This window comes from Rheinheimera mesophila (assembly GCF_000986865.1).
GTDB classification, from domain to species: Bacteria; Pseudomonadota; Gammaproteobacteria; order Enterobacterales; family Alteromonadaceae; genus Pararheinheimera; species Pararheinheimera mesophila.
This window is the reverse complement of record NZ_LAVS01000024.1, coordinates 13,299-34,338: the sequence shown is the minus strand read 5'-3', so window position 1 is coordinate 34,338 and position 21,040 is coordinate 13,299. Positions and strand designations below refer to the sequence as shown.

The following is a 21,040-nucleotide window of genomic DNA, read 5'->3' as shown; positions in this document are numbered from 1 at the left end:
AACATGAATCCGGTTATACAACAGGTCACAGACAGAATAGCGGCACGCAGTGAAAAAAGCCGTGCGCTTTATCTGCAGCGGATGGAACAGGCTCGTGCCAAGGGGCCGCATCGCGGAGCTTTGGCCTGTGGCAATCTGGCTCATGGTTTCGCCGCTTGCTCTGCTCAGGAAAAAGCTGATTTACGCAGTTTAACCAAGGCAAACATCGGCATTATTTCCTCGTACAACGATATGTTGTCGGCACATCAACCTTATGAAACTTATCCGGCCATCATTAAAGCAGCAGTGGCCGAAGTGGGCAGTGTGGCGCAGTTTGCCGGTGGTGTACCTGCGATGTGTGACGGTGTGACCCAAGGTCAGCCAGGCATGGAACTGAGTTTATTAAGCCGCGACATTATTGCGATGTCAGCCGCTGTGGGGCTGTCGCACAATATGTTCGATGGCGCCATGATGCTGGGTATTTGTGACAAGATAGTACCGGGTTTATTGATGGCCGCTTTGAGTTTTGGTCATCTGCCTTTTGTGTTTGTGCCCGCAGGGCCAATGCCGTCCGGTATTCCAAACAAAGAAAAAGCCCGTGTACGTCAACTGTATGCTGAAGGCAAAGTAGGCCATGACGAATTGTTAGATTCGGAGTCTGCCTCTTACCACAGCCCTGGGACCTGTACCTTCTACGGCACTGCGAACTCGAACCAGCTTGTGGTTGAGGTGATGGGGTTGCATTTACCAGGCTCGTCTTTTGTTAACCCAGGTACGGCTTTACGTGATGAACTGACAAAAGCGGCCGCCCGTCAGGTTACCCGTTTAACAGACTTAGGTACTGATTACTTACCTATTTCGAAAATTGTTGATGTCAAAGCGGTAGTAAATGGCATTGTCGGTTTGCTGGCCACTGGTGGTTCTACCAACCACACCATGCACTTAATAGCTGTTGCCCGTTCTGCCGGTTTTATTGTCAACTGGGACGACTTTGCTGACTTATCCCATGCCACGCCCTTAATTACCAAGATTTACCCGAACGGTCAGGCCGATATCAACCACTTCCAGCAAGCAGGTGGTATGGCATACCTGATCCGCACGTTACTGGATAACGGTTTGCTGCATGAGGATGTAAACACAGTCGCAGGCCCTGGTTTACGTCGTTACACCCAAACTCCGGTATTGCAGGATGGCAAACTGGTGTGGGTGGATGGTCCGACGGAGTCCTCTGACTTAAGCGTAATGACCAGTGCCACCAAACCTTTTAAGGAGCATGGTGGGTTGCAGGTATTATCCGGCAATATCGGCCGTGGTGTGATTAAAACCTCAGCACTGCGTGAAGGCACGGAAATTGTTCAGGCCCCTGCTGTAGTGTTTTCCAGTCAGCACGAATTAGACGCTGCTTTTAAAGCCGGTGAGTTAAATAAAGACTGTGTGGTGGTGGTGCGTTTCCAGGGCCCACGTGCCTGTGGTATGCCAGAGCTGCATAAATTAACGCCGCCACTGGGGGTGCTGCAAGACCGTGGTTACCACGTGGCATTAGTCACAGATGGCCGTATGTCTGGCGCTTCAGGTAAGGTACCTGCTGCTATCCATGTCACACCGGAAGCGGTAGACGGTGGCATGATTGCCAAGATCCAAACCGGCGATATGATGCTGGTAGATGGCATTAACGGCGTATTAAAAGTGCTGGTGTCTGATGAAGAGCTGGCGAAACGTGAAGCTGCAACCCGTGATATGACGGACAGTCACTGGGGGATGGGGCGTGAAATGTTTGGCGGCCTGCGTACTGTGATTACTGGGGCAGAACAAGGGGCCTGCAGTCTGTTTAATACAGAGGAGCAGTACCATGGCTGATATTCAGTTCGCTATTGTGGCTGATATTGGTGGCACCAATGCCCGTTTTAGCCGTGTTGATTTAGACAGCCTGCATTTAGATAAAGTGGCTGTGTACCCGTGCGCTGATTTTGACACCCTGGCGGATGCGCTGCAGTTTTACCGCAACGAACAAGGTTTAACAGCCATTCGGCATGTGGCCTTGGCCATTGCCTGTCCGGTGACAGGCGATTTTGTCAAAATGACCAACTTCCGCTGGCAGTTTTCTGTCAGCCAAATGAAAGCCGATTTGGACTTAGCCGAATTTATCGTGTTAAACGACTTTACCGCTGTGGCCATGAGCTTACCTGCGCTGAAACAAACCGAGCTGGTGCAAATTGGCCAAGGCCATGCCGATCAATTTAAACCTATGGCAGTGTTAGGCGCTGGCACTGGTTTAGGCGTTGCGCATTTAATTCCGACCGCTTTAGGCTATTTGCCATTACCGGGTGAGGGCGGTCATGTTGATTTTACCGCGCAGACCGAACAGGAATGGTTTATTCAAAAATTCCTTGCCAACAAATACGGCCATGTCAGCCCGGAGCGGTTGTTATCAGGCCCAGGCTTAGAAGATTTGTATCTGGCCATTGCTGCGTTTACTAACAAAACTGTGGAGCCATTAAACGCCGCCCAAATCGCTGGTAAAGCGCTGGACGGTAGCTGCGTGTTATGCAAAGCCGTTATTGAGCAGTTTTTTGCCAGTTTAGGTGGCCTGGCGGGCGATTTAGCCCTGACTTTAAGCACTTTTGGCGGCGTGTTTGTCGCGGGTGGTATTACACCAAAATTACTGGGGCTGATGAATCAGAGCGAATTCAGAAGCCGATTTGAAGCAAAAGGCCGGTTTACCGATTTTAACCGCCGTATTGCAACTTTTGTCGTCACTGCAGAGCAACCAGGTTTAACCGGCTGTGCAGTCTACTTAAAACAACATATGGCGAGTTAACACTATGGCATTTGAAAATTGGCAACTACAACCTGACGTTTTATTCGCACAAGGCCCTGTGGTGCCCGTCATTGTGATCAAAGATTTAGCTGACGCTGTTCCTATGGCAAAGGCCTTAGTAGCAGGCGGCATTAAAGTGCTGGAAGTGACGTTACGTACCCCGGTGGCTCTGGATGCCATACGTTTATTAGCCACTGAAGTGCCGGATGCCATAGTAGGTGCAGGTACTGTGACTACAGCCAAACAACTGGACGAGGTGATAGCGGCAGGCGCACGTTTTGCCATTAGCCCTGGTTCTACCCGTGAATTACTGCAGGCAGGTAAAGACAGTGCTATTCCGCTGATCCCTGGTATCGCCAGCATTTCCGAGCTGATGGAAGGCACAGCGGTAGGCTACACCCACTTTAAGTTTTTCCCGGCAGAAGCTGCAGGTGGCGTAAAAACCTTAAAATCCATTCACGGCCCATTCTCTGATATACGTTTTTGCCCAACTGGCGGCATTAATGAGAAAAACTTCAAAGAATACCTGGCCTTACCTAATGTACGTTGCGTTGGGGGTAGCTGGATAGTGCCGGACGAAGCCATTAAAAACAAAGAATGGCATAAAATTACTGAGCTGTGTTTAGCCGCAGTGGAAGAAGCGAAAACTGTGCAGAAGTAATGCCGTTTTACGGTGAAGATTGATAGAAGGAACCCGGCTTTGGTCGGGTTTTTTTATGGTTTTTTGAAGCCATGGAAAATTAACTGAGCCGATTTTTAGCCGAGTAGAGCAAGGCTAAGTACAACTACATGACAGCCCCAAAGCACTGGGAAAAATGACAGTGGTATATCCCGAGTAAAAATATGAACAACTAGCGTACAGGCTGTATAGATTTTGTCGGGCATAAATTTATGGATTTTAGAAAAAGTTGTTGAAATAGAGATACATCAGCGTTAGTTTGGTATGAGTAAAAATCAGGAAAGAAGGCAGAAAAATGTTCGACTTGCGGGCAGAAAACCTTCTATTAAATTGTTCTGTCTCGCCGGGTTAAGGGCTTTAGATCGGCGCGGCATAATGTCCAGATTTAGAGAACAAACTAATCTTGAAAAGTTTGTGTTTTTCTGCAACGCTCGAAGCGTTCGCGTCACCGCTGATGCGAGCATGCAGACGGATGGCGCGCACAAGCTTCGAGTAAGGTCACAAACCCCAACACCGGCGAGTTTTCGCGTCGGCAATTGTTTTACTGCTTGATTGATAAGGAGCCAAGGGAATGGTGATCCACCGCAAACCAAAGACAGAACAAGACGCTGCAATGGACGCTAAACGCGCCATTGAGCTATATCGTTATGTTTGAGAGGGGCCATTGTTTAGCAAACAGTTTTTCCAAGCTTTGATTTGGATTGAAATGACCCCTTTTGTTTTATGTCTGTTTTTAGGCGTAATCCATTTGTTTAAGTACGATCTTTGGGTCTCGTTTAAGGTCTGGTTGTTTACATTCGTTTTTTTACAGCCATTTTTCCTTGTACCAAAGTGGCGCTTACTAAAATCTTTAGCAAAGGGTAATCGTTTGTGAACTACACCATAAAACATAACAAGCCGCGTCATTTGCAGCCTTCGGCTGCGGCGACGCTCACATGTTCGCGCGCTTGCGCGGGACGTTAGAAAACCGATGGAGATCGAGCATTGAAAGATAGAATCAAGTTGAATCCAGGCGAAACCTTAAAGCAAGAAAGCCATCGTTCGAAAGGTACTATGGCTGAGACCGATATCTGGACATATGCAGTTTTGGATTCAAGCGGGAACAAAGTAGGTTCTGTAGTCCATACGGATCACACTTCAATTAAAGGCTTCAATCGCACCCAATCAGTTGAACAGCGTGATGCGAATGGAAAAATCGTAGTAGATGTAACGTGGTAAGGTTTTCTAACAAGGCGCTGTTGTCGCCGCTATCGCGGCTGGGACGGCTTACGCTGCGCTTCAGCCGCCCCAAAGCTTGGCGTTAAGTGTGCGGTAACCATCTGTGGATAGTGAGGAATGAAATGATAGACAATGATTATCCCAACGAGATCTACTCAAAAAGAGATTGGCTAAATAATCTTTTGAATAAGTCCGAGCAGCAGTTATCTGGCCTATACGGAATTAAGGAAAAAGAAAGATTTAAAACCATGTTTTCATTGGTTGCGCTGTTCCTTTCTTTTTCGTTGCTACTATTAACGTTGTTTATATTAATTCACCCAAATGGATCTATCTTAGTTAACCCTGAGATTCATCAATTTTTAGGCCCTGTTTGTGTATTTCTTGGCTACTTTGTTTTTAAATCCTCATCAAGTTTCTATGAGCATAGAGCAATCCTAATGCAGGTAAGTGGATATATCTATCAACAACGAAAGGCATTAGATAGAGCCGCAGAGGTACTAAATTATTCAGAGGAGAGACTCGATGAAAAAAGATATTGAGTCTTCAATTTCTGACCTTGAGAACATCACAAGCAACACGGAGAAAGCCCTAGACAAATTAATACAAGCATCGGAAAAAGCAGGTGCTAGTAGTTCGTCCACGCTGTTTGGTGCCGCGGGCGGAATTATTGGGGCGCTGGCAGGCACTTTGATTGCACCGCACATTGCTCTATCCGCGCTATTACTTTCAACTCCACTTACAGCTCTCGGCATTATCGGAGGCATTCTTGTATATAGAGGGCGAAATGGAATAAAGCTAGAAAAAATGATTGCTCAGAATCGAATTGCATGCAATGAAGTCTTGGATCGTATAAAGAGCCTGCCAGACAATGCCCCGCAAGATGTGGTTGATGGTCTATGGGAAAATTACAATATGCTAAATGGTGCATACCGAAATCAGTTAGCTATTGCTTTATCTCCAAAAGAAAAAAGCAAGCAAGGCTTGATGCTTCCAGGAAGCTCATAGAAAACACTTAACAAGTCAATGCAGCCGACCGCTAACGCGTCGGCTGATTGAAGCGTTAGCTCCTTGGAGAGATTGATGGGTAATTCTGAAATAACCAAAATTCCATATGATGAGCGTACTGACGATCAAAAGTTGGAATCGAACTGGAAGAAAGCGAAAAGGCAGTTTGAGCGAGAAGATTGGTCAGCGTGTGTGATTCGGGCTGCAACATCTGCAGAAATTGCAGCAAATATTTACATTCGTCACTTTCTTCAAGTTGAGCATGACTTACCTCCGAATTTTGTAGATGCGCTTCTCATGTCAGCCAATGGCCTCGATGGTAAGTTCAAGCGCTTAATTAAACCTGCTGCTGAGCATCTTGGTACTTGGCCTACGTTGAAAACATTGCAAAAGAAAATTGAATCGTTAAACAATCATCGAAATGGCGTTGCTCACGCAGGCAAATTCAAAAGCAAAAAAGACACAAAGGTTGTACTTGAACAAAGCTTGGCAATTATTGCTGCGCTGGCTCCGAATGAGGCTCCAAAACTGAGTCTTCCTTTTGAGAGCTAACAATCGGCTGTTGTCGCCCCTTCGGGGCTGGGACGGCCTTTCCAAGTCCGCCCGAAAGCCGGGCGTTAGCTGCCAGTGGAGTGTCGGTGACGTTAAATGACTTAACTATAAATTTCTCTCATTTGGACAGAGATAATTTACTTGAAGATTGGGAGTGGCTTTTAAAAGGCGACTACTTGCCTATTCTGCTTTCAGCTTGCGGTGATGCTTTTGTTCAACATCTTTCTAATGGCGAAATTTGGTGGTTGGATAGTGCAGGTGCAGAGTTTTCAAAAGTAGCTGACTCACCTGAAGAATTTAACAAGCTACTCTCAGACAAAGAGTTTGTAATCGAGTACTTCGCCGTTCAAATGGTTGGAGATTTAATTCACTCAGGTAAAAAGCTCAACAACGGCCAAATTTATAGCCTTACGAAACCTTGGCTGCTTGGTGGTAAATATGAACTGTCTAATATTGAACCTACTGATATTGCGGTTCACTTCTCAATAACAGGTCAAATTGCAGAACAGGTAGCAAGTAATGGCAGCTAACAAGTTGTATCGCAACAATGGAATTTTTGTCTGGATAAGTTATCCAGAAACTAAGGTCATCGCAATAATTTTTTCCAGAGCAGGTATTGTTCAAACTCTTACTCACAGAGCCTGTAGCCCACGCCAGCCTCGGTTTTTAAATGCCGGGGCGCTGAAGGATTGTCCTCCAGTTTTTGCCGTAGCTGTGCCATATGCACCCGAATGTATTCGGGTCTGTCCTGGTAGTGTTCGCCCCAAACTTGCTGCAAAATCTGGTTATGGGTTAAAGCTGAACCTAAGTGCCGCACCAGCAGCAATAAAATATCGTATTCGGTTTTGGTCAGATGCACCTGTTCACCCGCTTTGGTGACGAGGCGTTGCACCGGGTCCAGTTTAATGTTGGCAAACGCCAGCGGCTTAGCGGTTTTTTGTTGTTGTCGTAATGTGGCCCGAACACGTGCTAATAGCTCGGCTGAACTAAAAGGTTTGGTCACATAGTCATTCGCGCCAGAGTCTAACGCCCTGACTTTGTCCTGCTCTTTACCCCGGGCTGAAATCACAATCACAGGTACATCAGACCAGGTACGTACTTGTGTTAGCCACTCAATGCCATCCATATCGGCTAAACCTAAATCCAGCAGAATTAAGTCAAAACTATGATCTTTTAGCAGGGCAAAACCTTGTTGGCCTTCAGCCTGGATCATGCTTTGATAGCCCTGACTTTGCAGCAGGGTGTGTAAAAAGCTTTGTAACCCCGGAGCGTCTTCAAGCACTAATAACTGAATGGGTAAGGCTGTTGTACTAATCATAATGGCCACTCCATAGCTGCAGTTACTTTCTCTGCTGCCTCGTCAATGCGCAGGTCAAACTTGCCCTGATGCAAAGCAGCAACCACCTGGCAGATATTCAGCCCCAAACCATGGCCTTTATCACGGGCTGCTGGCACGGCAGATTTAATGCCGTTAGTGAGCTTTATAAAATAGCCTGAAGCATGCTGGCCCATAGTTAATTCAAAAGGAGCTGTGCCGTGACGCAAGGCATTTTCCAACAGATTGGCCAGGGCTATTTCCAGCAGTTCTAAATCGCCTGTTAAAGGCGCTGAGGGGCTGCACTGCAAATTAGCACTGAGTTCTGCTGCCTGTTCACCACGCCGGGCGAGTGCTCCTGCTACTAAATCGTCAGAGCTAAACGCGCTGTGCTGAATTTGATGAGTGGTCAGTTGGGCTTTGCTCAGCTCCAGTACTTTTTCAAAATGCTGATTTAAAATCTGGCTTTGCTGGTAAATATTCTGCGCCTGTTGCTGGCGTTGTTCTGTACTTAGCGGCAATTCCGGATCGGCCAGCATGCTGGACGCGCCCATAATAGTGGCTAAAGGCGTGCGTAAATCGTGCGATAACGACCGTAACAACATGGCTTTTTGTTGCTCCAACTGCGCTGTTACTCTGTCTTGTTGCGCTTTTTCACTCAACTCCAGCCTGGCGTAACTTTGTGCCAGCAAGGACTGAGCGGTATGCAATAGCGTCGGGTGACTGGTTAAACAGGCGTCAGGCACCACAATCCAGGCTCTGGCGGGAGTGCCGACTGCTAATACTGCGTTAGTGCTCTGTGGCGGCTGCTCGCCCTGAATCACCTGCACGGCGCAGCCTAAACGTCGACTGAGTAATTTGGCTGTGTAGTTACATTGTTGTTGCCAATCAGGCCGCTGACCTAAACCTTTGGCCAGCATATACATGCCACGGGTTTGCGACATGGCATAACGCAGGCGTTTGACTTGCTGTTTCAAATGATCAGACAACAGGCTTATCAGCAACCCCAACAGCACCATGACCACAAAGCTGATAAAGAAACTGGCGTCGTGCACGTCAAAAGTGTAGTAGGGCGGCACAAAACACCAGTTGAGCAGCAGCACAGACACCAAGGTGGTGCCACTGGCCCAGCGCCAGCCGTAGTGCTGCGCCTGCCAGGCCACCCACAATAATTGCAGCATGGCAACGTCGGTTGGGCTGATCCAGTCGCGTAGCGGTAAACACAGCAGTACTATCACTAAAGGCAGCAGCAAGGTACCAGCCAGTTCAGGCAAATAAGGCAGTTTTAATACTTTGGCCATATCAGTACCGCCAGTAGGAAGGGGTAAACAAAATGAGTAAAGTCAAAATTTCCAGCCGCCCCATTAACATTCCTAAACACAGCCACCATTTGGCCGCATCTGGCAATGTGGAAAAATTTCCCGCAGGGCCAATAATACTGCCAAGACCAGGACCGACGTTCGCCACAGCCGTTGCAGCGCCTGTCACTGCTGTGACTAAATCCAGCTCACAAAAAGACAAGGCCATGGCAATAAAAGCTATGGTAGCAAAATAGATAAAACAAAAGGCCAAAACGTTACCCAACAACTGATCATCGACTTTTTTGCCGCCATAACTCTGACTCCAGACAGCTTTAGGGTGCACCAGCAATTTTAACTGTTTGATCAGCAACATAGCAGCTAGTTGAATACGGAATATTTTTAAACCACCCGACGTTGAACCAGAACAGGCACCGGCAAAGGTTAAATAAAAAAACAACATAATGGCCATATTGCCCCACAACGTGTAGTCCTCTGAGGCATAACCGCAGGTGGTGATAATAGACACTACATTAAACAGGCTGTGGGTCAACGCATCAAATACTGCTCTGTCGTTATGGACCACCTGATATACCGTTAAAAGCAGACTACAAAACACTACTATGACCACAAAGGCCCGTACCTGAGGGTCGCGCCACAAGGAGCTTTTATCGCCTTTGGCGAAACTTACAAAAAGTACAAAAGGCATAGCGGCCAGCATCATAAAAAAGCTGCTGAACCAGAAAATTTGCGGTGACTCTTTATAAATACCAAAAGACGAATCGTAGTTGGCAAAACCTCCGGTTGCCACTGTGGTCATGGCATGAGTCACTGCATCAAAACCTGTCATACCGGCCAGATAATAGGTAATCATGGTGCACAATGTTAAAATCAGATAAACAAAACCAATAGCGGAAGATAACCTAGAGCTGCGCGGTAAAATTTTGTCGGAGGTGTCGGAGTTTTCGGTTTTGAATAGTCGCATACCGCCGATTTTCAGTGCGGGTAAAATGGCAATCGCCATCACGATAATACCTATACCGCCCATCCAGTTTAGTACAGCGCGCCAGAATAGAACGCCTTTGGGCATATTGTCCAAACCAGCAAACACAGTTGAACCTGTGGTGGTTACCGCAGAGACGGTTTCAAAGACCGCATCTGTTAAAGTGCAATTGGGGACAATCAGCCAGAGCGGAATGGCGGAAAACACACAAAGTGTCAGCCAGCTTAAGCTGGTGAGTAAAAACAACTGCCGGTGTTTAATGTCTTTGGCATCACGGCCTTTATACATCAGCGTATAGCCCAAGGCGGCGGTAAAACAGCCGGATCCTAAAAACATCCAGAAGCTGCTTTCGTTATACAGAATAGACACCGTCATAGCCACCAGCTTGACCACAGACAACATCAGTAACAAATGCCCTAGTACCCTATACATCAGGTAACGACTTGAGCTTTTTGCTGCAGCACCTAACAGCATAGTGGCGGCCATAAAATTTAATCCGGCGTGAAACGACAGCAAAATTTTAAGGCTTTGAGTCAGGGCAGGTTATAAAGATTGTATAAGGATTTATCCCCGTCGTACTTGAAGCTGCAGCTTTGCTGACTGCGCGGCTCGCCACTGTCATGTCGTCGCGCTGCAACTCCAATTACTTAGGGGAAACGAATATAGTTGTTTCAACAGTGAAAGGCTAAATCTGGCCTTTCAGGTAGGCAACTACACTGCGTGCCAGCGGGCTATGTTCATAGCCACCTTCCAGCATCGAAACTAAACGGCCATGGCAATGCTGATCCGCAATCTGTTTTAACTGCTGCCCAAGCCACAAATAATCCAATTCGGTGAGTTTCATCTGGCCCATATCATCTTCTATATGGGCATCAAAACCGGCTGAGACTAATACCAGCTCTGGCTGAAATTCTTGCATCAGCGGCAGCCACTCTTGCGTGAAGCGCTGCTGATACACAGCGCCTGTTGTGCCTGCAGCTAAAGGCATTTTGACTATGGATGGGGTGTGACTGACAGGATCTGTGTAGGGGTAAAACGGATGCTGAAACGAGGAGAAGAACTTGACCCTGGGCTCATGCTGGAAAATATCTTCAGTGCCATTGCCATGATGCACATCAAAATCCACGATCAGCACCCGCTGCAATCCATACTGCTGCATGGCATAGGCTGCGGCTATGGCAATATTATTGAAAATACAAAAGCCTTTGGCCGCTTTGTACTGTGCATGATGACCAGGCGGACGTACTAAGCAAAACGCCTGCGCACCCTGCTGTTGCATTACCCAATCGACCGCATTGATACCGGCACCTGCCGAATACAACGCAGCATTGAGGGATTTGGCATTGGCCTGGGTATCATCATCCAGCCAGATATGGCCGGTGTCAGGCACCGCAGCGAATACATGGTCGACATAAGCCGGGTCGTGCGCCAGATACAATTGCTCCAGACTGGCAGGCGTAGCATCCCGTTGCTGCACCACATAGTCCAGGCCTGAACTTAATAACTGGTCCTGTACAGCGTGAATACGGGATGCGGCTTCCGGATGATCCTGGCCTACATCGTAGGACAAACAACGGCCGTGGCTGAAGATCACTACACTCATTGACTACTTCTCTGGTTCAACAGCCTTTAATGGCAGTTCTAAATAGACTTCATCCGGATCGCCGCTGGCAATACGCTTAAAGCCGGCTTTTTCAAACACTTTTTGCATTGGCTTATTGTCGGCCCGCACATAAGCCAACATCCGGTTGAGTTCACGCATCCGGGCAATTTTAATCATTTCTTCCAGCAGCCGTTTGGCCATACCTTTGCCATGATGCCGCTCGCGGGTGACAAAAGCCACCTCAGCGCTATTGTCGGTTTCATTCAGGTAATAGCGGCCTACCGCCTGAATTTCTAACACTGAGCCTTGTTGTTTGACAATACAAAGTGCTAAATCGCGCGACTGATCGACACTGACCAAAGTACAGGATTTTTCCCTGCTCATTTGCTTGGGATGGTGGTTGTAGCGCAGCAGCAAGGTTTCTTTGGTATGAGAGTAAAAAAACTCCTGCAACCTGCGTTCATCCGCCGGGTTTAAAGCCCTTAAATCAAACTGTTCGCCGGCTATGGTTAAGGTTTTGACCCCAACTTTACCTAGCTCCACCACATCTTTGGGGTAATCTTTTTGATAATGCGGCACCCAATAATGGGTGCGGACTTCATCCAGCAGTTGTTTACGAAACTTTGGATGGGCGACCCGTATCAGCTCCAGCGCGCGTTCACGGATACTTTTACCGCGTAAAGACGCAACCCCAAACTCTGTGACCACATAATGCACATGGCCACGGGAGGTGACTACACCTCCGCCTTCAGTGATAGTGGCGACTATACGTGAGACAGTGCCGTTTTTCGCCGTGGACGGCAGGGCAATAATAGGTTTGCCACCTTTACTCATCGAGGCACCACGGCTGAAATCCACCTGACCGCCAATGCCGCTGTAAAATTTGTGTCCAATAGAGTCCGACACCACCTGACCCGTTAGATCCACTTCAATGGCGCTGTTAATGGCGATCATCGCATCGTTACGGGCTATATTGGTGGGCGAATTGACATATTCGCTGGGGTAAAACTCAACATGAGGGTTGCCATCAACAAAGTCATATAAGGCTTTGCTACCCATACAAAAACTGGTGACGGTTTTGCCGGGGTGAAAGGTTTTCTTTCGGTTATTAATCACGCCTTTGGTGATAAGCTCCATCACGCCGTCTGAAATGACTTCAGAATGCACCCCTAAATCTTTGTGGTTGCCCAAATATCGTAAAACGGCCTCCGGAATTTTGCCGATCCCCAACTGCAGGGTAGCGCCGTCTTCAATCAGCATCGACACATACTGGCCAATACGCTCTGTCACTTCATCCAGTTTGGGCGCTGGCAATTCAGGCAAATCTTCGGCCTGTTCGATAAAGGCATGAATTTGGCTTTGATGGATAAAGGTATAACCATTGGTGCGCGGCATCTTTGGGTTAATTTGCGCTATCACCTTTTTGGCTGAACGCACAGCGGCTGAAACTGCATCAACAGACACGCCCAAAGAGCAATAACCAAACGCATCAGGTGGACTCACCATCACTAAAGCGGCATCTAACGGCAGAATTTCGTTTTTAAACAGCGCCGGTACTTCAGATAAAAAACAGGGGGTATAGTCGGCACGGCCTTCTGCCACCGCGCTGCGGACTTTGTCACCGGCAATAAATAGTGCATTAATTTTAAATAAATCACTGTAACGTTGTTCGGCCCAGCAGTTATCCGCCAGCACCATCAGTTGCACCAGCTCTATATCGTGCAGGTTTTTACAACGAGCCATTAAATCGGCCAGTAAGGCTTGTGGTGCTGCGGCATGCGAGCCAATAAAAATACGATTGCCGGATTGCAATAACGTACTCCAGTCCAGTGACTTTGCCGGTGATTTCTCTGATGTTTTGGCCATACCGCATCCTTTTTCTTTACCATGTCAGAATACAACGGATTTGTCAGTGCGACTTAAGTCGATTTTAGCTGGCGTAATTCTTCTTCCAGTATTTGCCAAAACTCCTGATCCAGACATTGCGCCACATTCAGCCTAGTGTACAGATCTGCATCTGGCAGGGTGCTGAACTGTGAACCCGGCGCCAGTACTACCTGACGTTGCTGCAAACGCTCAGACAACACGCTGCTACTAACTCCTTGTGGCAGTTTGACCCAACATAAAAAACCTGCCGATGGTTCAGCCCATAACTGACAATCCAGTTGTTTTAATTTCGAAAACACCAGACTACGGGCCTGCTGCAGGCGCCGCTTTAACTGCTCAAGATGACGACGATAACCACCACCTGTTAACAGCGCATACACCAGACGCTCCATGGTATTGGAGGTCGATATACCACTAATGAGTTTTAAGTCGGTCAGAGCGGCAATAGTAGCAGGTGCTGCAGCAATAAAACCTACCCGTAGATCGGCGGATAAAGTTTTCGACATACTGCCTAAATAGATGGTTTCAAAGCCATTGTTCGGCTGAAACCCGGCCATCGAAGCGTAACGCGAGACCGGCTGGGTTTCAAAGTCGGCGTAAATATCATCTTCAATCAACAGGCACTGATGCTGTTGCAACAATTGTAATACGGCAAAAGCACGGGCCGGATGGATGCTTAACGACACAGGGTTCGACAGCACCGAATTGGTTAAATAAGCTTTGGGCTGGTACTGTTGCACCAGTTGCTGCATCACAGCCAAATCCGGTCCTTGTTTGGTGCGTGGCACCACCAGCAATTGCACCTGATGCAAACGCAACAAGGCAAAAAAGTTATAAAAACCCGGATCATCCACCATCACCCAATCGCCGGGTTTGAGATACAAACGAAAGATTAAATCCAAAGCATGTGAGGCACTGTAGGTGAGCAGTATATGCGCGGGTTCAGTCGTGATGGACAACTGTGATAAACGCTGAGCAAAATACTGACGTAAGGGGAAATAGCCCTGAGCCGGGCCATAGTCTGTTAAGGATTGCGGCTGGCGTGCTAAATCGCGCATCGCCTGGCGTATCTCCTGATCCGGCATCCAATCCGGCGACAGCCAGCCCGCGGATGCTTTGATCCAATGAGGTTCACGTAGCAAGGTCTGGCGCATCAGGGCCACATCCTGCTGTCTGCTGCTTTGACTGGCGCTGGATTCCAGTTGTTGCTGTTGTTCGGTTAACCGGCTGACATAAACCCCGCTACCGGGCTGAGAGCGGACAAAACCAGCGGCAGCAAGCTTTTCATACAGTTCTGACACAGTAAATTTACTGATCTCTAAATGTGCCGCTAAAAGCCGGATCGAGGGCAGTCGCGCCCCTGCAACCCAGCGGCCGGATTGAATAGCCTGCTGCGCCTGCAGATAAAGCTGACTGCTGAAACTTTCTTTGCTGGCTTTATCCAGCTGCCACTGAGTGACTGCAATTGTCATGGAATTTTCACCTGTACAGTTCAGTTGCTTTTAGCGCTAACTGTCCTGATTGTCATGGTATTTAACTTTGTATACTAACTGAAGTTGGCTGACTGTCCAGCCAGTTTCAGGGAGTATCTGCCATGTCTGTTGTTTCTGCATTATCCGGGGATCCAATCCGCTTCCCATTTTGGCAAAAACCACTGGTGCAGGGCTTGTGGTTTGGTGGTTTAGGCATGCTGATGTTCTCCGCAGGTTTACCCGCCACCCGGATGGCGGTGCTGGATATGCCACCGGTTTTTGTCGGTGCGGGCAGGGCGTTAATAGCTGCGCTTTTAGCTTTGCTGTTACTGCTCGTTACACGGCAAACATTACCGACGCTGTCACAATGGCGGGGTTTGGCTTTAGTGGCCTTGGGCTCGGTGTTTGCCTATCCGGTATTATCTGCTTTGGCCTTGCAGCAGGTCGGTGCCAGCCACGGCATTCTGGTCACCAGTGTGATGCCACTTTTTACTGCCTTTTTTGGCGCTTACTTAACTAAACAATGGCCACGTATAGGCTTTTGGCTGTTTGCACTGCTGGGGGCTTTGTGTGTTGCGCTTTATGCGTTACAACACAGCACTGGCCCTTTTCAGCTCGCTGATGGTTATCTGGTGTTAGCGAGTTTTTTATGCGGTTTTAGTTATGCCAAAGGGGCTATTTTATCCAAAGAGCTTGGCAGTTGGCAGGTGATCTGCTGGGCGCTGGTGATGTCTATTCCAGTGCTGCTGCCCTGGGTCTGGGCTTATCAGCCGGATTATGCCGCCGTGTCGCTGCAGTCCTGGCTGGCGCTGGGCTATTTATCTGTTTTTACCATGTTTATCGGCTTCTTTTGTTGGTACAAAGGATTGGCGATAGGTGGCATTGCCAAAGTCAGCCAGTTACAGCTTTTATCGCCTTTTAGTGGTCTGGCTTTGTCTGCGCTGTTACTGGCAGAACCTTTGCAGTGGCTCCACTGGCTATTGGCTTTGGCTGTGGTGGCCTGTATAGCTTTGGGTCGGCGTTTTGGATAGCTCTTAGGTTACCAACACTAAAAGCTTCATAGAACACAGAGATACTTTGAGTTTGATGAGGAAAAAGCGTATAGTAGCGCGCTATTTTTGGGGCCTTGCTGATGACATTGAGTTGTCAGCAAGGCTTATATATGACTCTTTGTTGGATCAAAAACACTGTGATTTCTACCGCAAATATTACGATGCAATTTGGCGCTAAGCCGCTTTTTGAAAATATCTCCGTTAAATTCGGCGACGGCAACCGCTATGGTTTAATTGGCGCCAACGGCTGCGGTAAATCAACTTTTATGAAGATCCTCAGCAAAGAGTTAGAGCCAAGTGGCGGTAACATTTTTGTTGAACCTAACCATCGTGTCGCCAAGCTGCATCAGGATCAGTTTGCTTTTGAGCAATACAGTGTCATTGATACAGTGATCATGGGCCACGCTGAGCTTTGGGCTGTAAAAGAAGAACGTGACCGTATCTACGCTGATCCAAATATGAGCGAAGAAGACGGTATGCGGGTGGCCGATTTAGAAGTGGCTTTTGGCGAAATGGACGGTTACAGCGCTGAATCCCGTGCCGGTGAATTGTTAATAGGTGTGGGTATTCCGGTTGAACAGCATTTTGGTCCTATGTCTGCGATAGCGCCGGGCTGGAAACTGCGGGTGTTATTGGCTCAGGTTTTATTTGCTGACCCTGAAATTATGTTACTGGACGAACCGACCAACAACTTAGATATCAATACGATTCGCTGGTTGGAAGAAGTGCTGGCGGAACGCAACAGCACCATGGTTATTATTTCGCACGACCGCCACTTCTTAAACAGCGTTTGTACTCATATGGCTGACTTAGATTACGGCGAATTGCGTGTTTACCCTGGTAACTACGATGAATACATGACGGCAGCGACCCAGGCTCGTGAACGTCTGCTGGCCGATAACGCCAAGAAAAAAGCTCAGATAGCTGAGCTGCAAACTTTCGTCAGCCGTTTCTCTGCCAACGCTTCAAAAGCGCGTCAGGCGACATCCCGTGCCAAACAAATTGATAAAATTCAGTTAGCTGAAGTCAAAGCCTCCAGCCGGGTCAATCCATTTATTCGGTTTGAACAGCAGAAACAGCTCTATCGTTTAGCCCTGGAAGTGAACGGGTTAAACAAGAGCTTTGACGATTTACATGTGCTGAAAAACCTTGACCTGACGATTGAAGTAGGTGAAAAAGTGGCCATTCTTGGTACCAACGGTATAGGTAAATCGACCTTCTTAAAATGTCTGGTCGGTGACGTAGCGCCAGAATCCGGTATCGTCAAATGGTCTGAAAACGTCAATATTGGTTATTACGCTCAGGATCACGAATACGAGTTCGCGGACGAGAAAAGAGACATGACGCTGTTCGACTGGATGAGTCAGTGGAAACAGCCGTCTGACGACGAGCAGGCGATTCGTGGAATTTTAGGTCGCTTATTGTTCTCTCAGGATGAAATCAGCAAGCCAACACGGGTGTTATCCGGTGGTGAGAAAGGTCGGATGTTATTCGGTAAGCTGATGCTGCAACGGCCCAATATTCTGGTGATGGACGAACCGACCAACCACCTGGATATGGAGTCTATTGAATCGTTAAACATGGCGCTGGAAATGTACAAAGGCACGTTGTTGTTCGTCAGCCATGACCGGGAGTTTGTCTCCTCTTTGGCAACCCGTATCGTGGAACTGACCGATAAAGGTGTACGTAACTTCGTTGGTACTTATGATGAGTATTTAGTGCAACAAGCTGAATTAGCGGCTCGTTCGTAAAGCATGGTGTTTATTGAAGAAAGCCGGCAAGTTTGCCGGCTTTTTTGTCACTGAATGAAAAGCGGGTTAATCCAACTGACTACGGAACGAAGTGCGTCTTTGCAGGTAGTTAAAAAGCGGCGTCGCCATCATAGTGGTCACTATGGTCATCAGTACCAGCACAGAGAATAAATCTGCTTTAATCACGCCATTTTGCAAGGCGATATTCAATAAAATCAGTTCCATCATGCCACGGGCATTCATCAGAATACCGACAGCCAGCGCCATAGGGTGGTTTTCGCCACAAAAGCGGGCCGCCAGATAACAGGCCACAGCCTTAGCAAAAATAGAAGCGGTTATCACAGCCAAGGCAATTTGCCACAAGGTGCCTTGTGCCAGAACTGACAGATCGGTTTTTAAACCAGACACAGTAAAAAACAGCGGCACCAAACCAATCAGTACCAAAGGTTGCAGCCGTTTAATTAAATGTTCGGCCAATAAACCGCGGGGCATCACCACCCCCAATAAAAAGCCGCCGAAGACGGCATGCAAACCTATCCATTCTGTGGTGCTGACACTGACGACCCATAACACCAAAATCACCAGAAAGAGGCGGGGACTAATACGTTGTTCGCGTTGGTACCAACTTTCCAACTGAGCGGCATGTTGACGCACCCATTTCAGCATAATAAAGGCAAATACCACGGCGCCTATCACGGCTTTGTAAAATAAGCTGCCATCGCCACCAAAGCTGGCTAACAATAATGCCATCAGACACCAGGCGGCCACATCGTCAATAGCGCCAGCGGCTAATACCAGAGTACCTAATTTACTATTGGCTAACCCTTGCTCCTGGATCACCCGGGCCAACATCGGAAAAGCGGTAATAGAAATAGAGGCGCCCAGAAATAAGGTGGCTTCAGCCCAGCTCAGATTATCGGCAAACAAGCCGCCATAACTCAATAACCAACTGGCCAATAGACAGGCCATCACAAAAGGCACCACTATACCAGAGGCTGAAATCGCCACAGCGCTGCGGGCCCGGCTTTTAAACATGCTGGTGTCAAACTCAAGACCGACTAAAAACATATAAAGACCAATACCGACCTGAGCACCGAAAGATAAGAAAGGCCGCTGATCAGCAGAGAATAACTGCTGTTGAAGTTCTGGCGCGAGCGCACCAAATAAGGTTGGACCTAATAAAATACCGGCGATCATTTCACCCACGACGCGCGGTTGACCGATCTGAATAGCCAGCCATCCTACTATGCGGGCGACAGCCAATATCACTAATAACTGGATGAAAAAGGCGCTGACACCTGCTGGCATAGCTTCCACAACACTCTCCGGCAAACCAAAAATAAGGATTTAAAGCAGGCATTGTAACTGGCGTAGTGTGACAAAACCAAGACTATCGGAACCGCCCCTTGTTTTATCTTATCTTCAATCCCATTGATCTATATCAGCTTATACCTACGGATATTTGAGCGCCTTGTCTGAATTGTGATAGGGTATTTGAATTCTTTGCCGCAACACGGAGTTTCTTATGAAAATTAATATTGGAATTGAAGACGAGGATCGTAAAGCCATAGCCCATGGCCTGGCGACTTTATTGGCCGACACTTACACTCTGTACCTGAAGACTCATAACTATCATTGGAACGTCACAGGCCCGATGTTTCAGACATTGCATGTGCTGTTTGAAACTCAATACACTGAACTGGCGCTGGCGGTGGACTTAATTGCTGAGCGTATTCGTGCTTTAGGTGAATTTGCACCAGGTTCCTATAAAGAATTCGCCAAACTGACCAGCATTAAAGAAGCCGATGGCATTCCTGCTGCTCAGGAGATGATTAAAGATCTGGTCAAAGGTCAGGAAGCTTTAGCAAAAACTGCCCGTTCTATTGTGCCTGTAGCAGATAAAGCGTCAGACGAACCCACTCTGGATTTATTAACCCAGCGTATGCAGGTGCATGAGAAAAATGCCTGGATGCTAAGAAGTTTGTTAGGTTAGTTTATACCTTAGTATCAAAGGTCGGCGTTATAAGCCTGTTGGGGAAACCCGACAGGCTTTTTTATTACTCTGTTGTTGTGTGAATACGCGATATATATCAGCTATAAACTTCCAATTTAGAAGTTATATTCGATTTTACCTTATATATTTGTCCGGCTTATGATGGCGCTGTTCCCTGAATAACCCGATAAGAAGCGCTAAGCACTATCGGGTTGGGCAGAACCAATACGTACTTGTTGTGGTAAATAATCCGCCCTTTGCCCCTGTTACAGCAATGAAACAGGGGCTTTTTTAGCAACAGGCGTTTATACCGTCGTACTTGAAGCTGCAGCTTTGTTGACTACGCCACTCGGCCCGGTCACATAGGTGACCTATGCTCCCGGGCGCTCACTGGCTTGTCGCCTCGCTGCAACTTCAAATTACTTAGGTATAGAACTTAGTAGGTTTCCAGAATTACAGAGGTCGTTATGAAACGTATAGTGCTATTTTTAATCACCAACTTAGCTGTGATGTTAGTGCTGAGTATCGTTTTAAGTATTGTGTTTAAAGTCTTTGGTATTGATAACCGTAGTATGGGTGGCTTGCTGATATTCGCGGCTGTATTTGGTTTTGGTGGCTCTTTTATCTCCTTAGCCATGTCCAAGTGGATGGCGAAACGCTCGACCGGTGCTGTGGTTATCACTGAACCTGCTAATGCAACAGAACACTGGCTGGTCAATACAGTGCAGCGTCAGGCAAAACAAGCGGGTATTGCCATGCCGGAAGTGGCAATTTACGACTCACCGGAAATCAATGCGTTTGCCACAGGTATGAGCCGTAATAATGCCTTAGTGGCGGTCAGTACAGGTTTGCTGCACGCGATGACACAACAGGAAGCGGAAGCCGTATTAGCTCATGAAGTGTCCCACGTTGCTAACGGCGATATGGTGACCTTGACGCTGATCCAGGGGGTTGTGAACACCTTTGTGATTTTCTTTGCCCGTGTTGTAGCCGGCATCATCGATAACTTTTTTCGCTCCAATGACGAAGAAGAGAGTCAGGGCGGCGGTTTGAGTTACATGATCACCGTGTTTGTACTGGAAATGATTTTTGGGGTACTGGCAAGCATGATCGTGATGTGGTTTTCCCGTCAGCGCGAATACAAAGCCGACGCCGGTGCAGCCCGTTTAGTAGGCTCAGCCAGTATGGTGGCTGCATTGCAACGCTTAAAAGGCAACCATGAAAGTCAGTTGCAAGGTTCGATGACTGCCTTTGGTTTAGCCACTAAACCAGCGGCTTCAGAGCTTTTTATGAGCCATCCGCCACTGGAAAAACGTATTGCGGCATTACAAAGCCGTTCTTTCGAAGGCTGACTCGAGGGCTGACTCGAAGGCTGAAATGCCCAGCTTATTTTCTGTTCGGCAAAGCGGCTCTGT

19 protein-coding genes are annotated in these 21,040 nt (G+C 47.7%); 12 read left to right on the top strand and 7 right to left on the bottom strand.

Going from position 1 to position 21,040, the window contains the following annotated elements; all coding sequences use genetic code 11:
* The first annotated feature begins 3 nt into the window (after window positions 1-3).
* From edd to SD53_RS09890, 8 genes are all read left to right on the top strand, one after another.
* The gene (gene edd, locus SD53_RS09925) at window positions 4-1,836 is read left to right on the top strand and encodes a phosphogluconate dehydratase (RefSeq protein ID WP_046520088.1); all 1,833 of its coding nucleotides are present in this window, start codon (window positions 4-6) and stop codon (window positions 1,834-1,836) included.
* A complete protein-coding gene (glk, locus tag SD53_RS09920; protein ID WP_046520087.1) occupies window positions 1,829-2,797 on the top strand; it encodes a glucokinase in 969 nt (322 codons plus the stop codon). Before edd ends, glk begins: the two co-directional genes overlap by 8 nt.
* A 4-nt stretch (window positions 2,798-2,801) precedes the next feature.
* Window positions 2,802-3,458 carry a bifunctional 4-hydroxy-2-oxoglutarate aldolase/2-dehydro-3-deoxy-phosphogluconate aldolase gene (locus tag SD53_RS09915; RefSeq protein ID WP_046520086.1) on the top strand — a complete coding sequence of 219 codons (657 nt, stop codon included), beginning with the start codon at window positions 2,802-2,804 and terminating at the stop codon, window positions 3,456-3,458.
* Window positions 3,459-4,460: 1,002 nt separating this feature from the next.
* Window positions 4,461-4,694, top strand: coding sequence for a hypothetical protein (locus SD53_RS09910; RefSeq protein WP_046520085.1), 234 nt, complete (start codon window positions 4,461-4,463; stop codon window positions 4,692-4,694).
* Window positions 4,695-4,816: 122 nt separating this feature from the next.
* On the top strand, window positions 4,817-5,233 hold the full coding sequence (locus SD53_RS09905; protein ID WP_046520084.1) for a hypothetical protein: 417 nt from the start codon (window positions 4,817-4,819) through the stop codon (window positions 5,231-5,233).
* Complete coding sequence (locus SD53_RS09900; protein WP_046520083.1) at window positions 5,217-5,699, top strand: hypothetical protein; 483 nt, start codon at window positions 5,217-5,219, stop codon at window positions 5,697-5,699. The genes SD53_RS09905 and SD53_RS09900 overlap by 17 nt, the downstream gene beginning before the upstream one ends.
* 75 nt (window positions 5,700-5,774) lie before the next feature.
* Complete coding sequence (locus tag SD53_RS09895; protein ID WP_046520082.1) at window positions 5,775-6,251, top strand: hypothetical protein; 477 nt, start codon at window positions 5,775-5,777, stop codon at window positions 6,249-6,251.
* An 86-nt stretch (window positions 6,252-6,337) separates the two neighbouring features.
* Window positions 6,338-6,781, top strand: a complete 444-nt coding sequence (locus SD53_RS09890) for a T6SS immunity protein Tdi1 domain-containing protein (RefSeq protein ID WP_052749339.1) — start codon at window positions 6,338-6,340, stop codon at window positions 6,779-6,781.
* 98 nt (window positions 6,782-6,879) lie between these two features.
* Here SD53_RS09890 and SD53_RS09885 read toward each other — a convergent pair whose 3' ends face one another.
* The 6 genes from SD53_RS09885 to SD53_RS09860 all read right to left on the bottom strand — a co-directional run bounded on the left by SD53_RS09885 (window position 6,880) and on the right by SD53_RS09860 (window position 14,829).
* Window positions 6,880-7,569 (bottom strand): response regulator, encoded by a 690-nt coding sequence (locus SD53_RS09885; protein ID WP_046520080.1) that lies wholly within the window; start codon window positions 7,567-7,569, stop codon window positions 6,880-6,882.
* Window positions 7,566-8,867 carry a sensor histidine kinase gene (locus SD53_RS09880; protein WP_046520079.1) on the bottom strand — a complete coding sequence of 434 codons (1,302 nt, stop codon included), beginning with the start codon at window positions 8,865-8,867 and terminating at the stop codon, window positions 7,566-7,568. The genes SD53_RS09885 and SD53_RS09880 overlap by 4 nt, the downstream gene beginning before the upstream one ends.
* Window position 8,868: 1 nt before the next feature.
* Window positions 8,869-10,353 carry a TrkH family potassium uptake protein gene (locus SD53_RS09875; protein WP_046520078.1) on the bottom strand — a complete coding sequence of 495 codons (1,485 nt, stop codon included), beginning with the start codon at window positions 10,351-10,353 and terminating at the stop codon, window positions 8,869-8,871.
* A gap of 199 nt (window positions 10,354-10,552) precedes the next feature.
* Window positions 10,553-11,470 (bottom strand): histone deacetylase family protein, encoded by a 918-nt coding sequence (locus SD53_RS09870; RefSeq protein ID WP_046520077.1) that lies wholly within the window; start codon window positions 11,468-11,470, stop codon window positions 10,553-10,555.
* 3 nt (window positions 11,471-11,473) lie between these two features.
* Window positions 11,474-13,336: a GNAT family N-acetyltransferase gene (locus SD53_RS09865; protein WP_046520076.1), complete on the bottom strand. Its 1,863-nt coding sequence runs from the start codon at window positions 13,334-13,336 to the stop codon at window positions 11,474-11,476.
* A gap of 53 nt (window positions 13,337-13,389) precedes the next feature.
* A complete protein-coding gene (locus SD53_RS09860; RefSeq protein WP_046520075.1) occupies window positions 13,390-14,829 on the bottom strand; it encodes an aminotransferase-like domain-containing protein in 1,440 nt (479 codons plus the stop codon).
* Window positions 14,830-14,951: 122 nt separating this feature from the next.
* Here SD53_RS09860 and SD53_RS09855 point away from each other — a divergent pair, with 122 nt between their 5' ends.
* On the top strand, window positions 14,952-15,860 hold the full coding sequence (locus tag SD53_RS09855; protein WP_046520074.1) for a DMT family transporter: 909 nt from the start codon (window positions 14,952-14,954) through the stop codon (window positions 15,858-15,860).
* Window positions 15,861-15,961: 101 nt separating this feature from the next.
* Complete coding sequence (locus SD53_RS09850; protein ID WP_366246852.1) at window positions 15,962-17,632, top strand: ABC-F family ATPase; 1,671 nt, start codon at window positions 15,962-15,964, stop codon at window positions 17,630-17,632.
* Between the two features lie 66 nt (window positions 17,633-17,698).
* On the opposite strand, the gene SD53_RS09845 is transcribed toward SD53_RS09850, so the two are convergent.
* The gene (locus SD53_RS09845; protein WP_046520096.1) at window positions 17,699-18,940 is read right to left on the bottom strand and encodes a cation:proton antiporter; all 1,242 of its coding nucleotides are present in this window, start codon (window positions 18,938-18,940) and stop codon (window positions 17,699-17,701) included.
* Window positions 18,941-19,157: 217 nt separating this feature from the next.
* Between SD53_RS09845 and SD53_RS09840 the strand changes: the two genes are divergently transcribed.
* Together SD53_RS09840 and htpX are read left to right on the top strand one after the other, a co-directional pair.
* Window positions 19,158-19,625: a Dps family protein gene (locus SD53_RS09840; protein WP_046520073.1), complete on the top strand. Its 468-nt coding sequence runs from the start codon at window positions 19,158-19,160 to the stop codon at window positions 19,623-19,625.
* Between the two features lie 467 nt (window positions 19,626-20,092).
* The gene (gene htpX, locus SD53_RS09835) at window positions 20,093-20,977 is read left to right on the top strand and encodes a protease HtpX (protein ID WP_046520072.1); all 885 of its coding nucleotides are present in this window, start codon (window positions 20,093-20,095) and stop codon (window positions 20,975-20,977) included.
* Window positions 20,978-21,040: the final 63 nt, after the last annotated feature.

What these genes read in the sequence shown, in the direction of transcription:
- edd (WP_046520088.1), top strand. Translation starts at nt 4, where the DNA reads ATGAATCCGGTTATACAACAGGTCACAGACAGAATAGCGGCACGCAGT.
- glk (WP_046520087.1), top strand. Translation starts at nt 1,829, where the DNA reads ATGGCTGATATTCAGTTCGCTATTGTGGCTGATATTGGTGGCACCAAT.
- SD53_RS09915 (WP_046520086.1), top strand. Translation starts at nt 2,802, where the DNA reads ATGGCATTTGAAAATTGGCAACTACAACCTGACGTTTTATTCGCACAA.
- SD53_RS09905 (WP_046520084.1), top strand. Translation starts at nt 4,817, where the DNA reads ATGATAGACAATGATTATCCCAACGAGATCTACTCAAAAAGAGATTGG.
- SD53_RS09900 (WP_046520083.1), top strand. Translation starts at nt 5,217, where the DNA reads ATGAAAAAAGATATTGAGTCTTCAATTTCTGACCTTGAGAACATCACA.
- SD53_RS09895 (WP_046520082.1), top strand. Translation starts at nt 5,775, where the DNA reads ATGGGTAATTCTGAAATAACCAAAATTCCATATGATGAGCGTACTGAC.
- SD53_RS09885 (WP_046520080.1), bottom strand. Translation starts at nt 7,569, where the DNA reads ATGATTAGTACAACAGCCTTACCCATTCAGTTATTAGTGCTTGAAGAC.
- SD53_RS09880 (WP_046520079.1), bottom strand. Translation starts at nt 8,867, where the DNA reads ATGGCCAAAGTATTAAAACTGCCTTATTTGCCTGAACTGGCTGGTACC.
- SD53_RS09875 (WP_046520078.1), bottom strand. Translation starts at nt 10,353, where the DNA reads ATGGCCGCCACTATGCTGTTAGGTGCTGCAGCAAAAAGCTCAAGTCGT.
- SD53_RS09870 (WP_046520077.1), bottom strand. Translation starts at nt 11,470, where the DNA reads ATGAGTGTAGTGATCTTCAGCCACGGCCGTTGTTTGTCCTACGATGTA.
- SD53_RS09865 (WP_046520076.1), bottom strand. Translation starts at nt 13,336, where the DNA reads ATGGCCAAAACATCAGAGAAATCACCGGCAAAGTCACTGGACTGGAGT.
- SD53_RS09860 (WP_046520075.1), bottom strand. Translation starts at nt 14,829, where the DNA reads ATGACAATTGCAGTCACTCAGTGGCAGCTGGATAAAGCCAGCAAAGAA.
- SD53_RS09855 (WP_046520074.1), top strand. Translation starts at nt 14,952, where the DNA reads ATGTCTGTTGTTTCTGCATTATCCGGGGATCCAATCCGCTTCCCATTT.
- SD53_RS09850 (WP_366246852.1), top strand. Translation starts at nt 15,962, where the DNA reads ATGACATTGAGTTGTCAGCAAGGCTTATATATGACTCTTTGTTGGATC.
- SD53_RS09845 (WP_046520096.1), bottom strand. Translation starts at nt 18,940, where the DNA reads ATGCCAGCAGGTGTCAGCGCCTTTTTCATCCAGTTATTAGTGATATTG.
- SD53_RS09840 (WP_046520073.1), top strand. Translation starts at nt 19,158, where the DNA reads ATGAAAATTAATATTGGAATTGAAGACGAGGATCGTAAAGCCATAGCC.
- htpX (WP_046520072.1), top strand. Translation starts at nt 20,093, where the DNA reads ATGAAACGTATAGTGCTATTTTTAATCACCAACTTAGCTGTGATGTTA.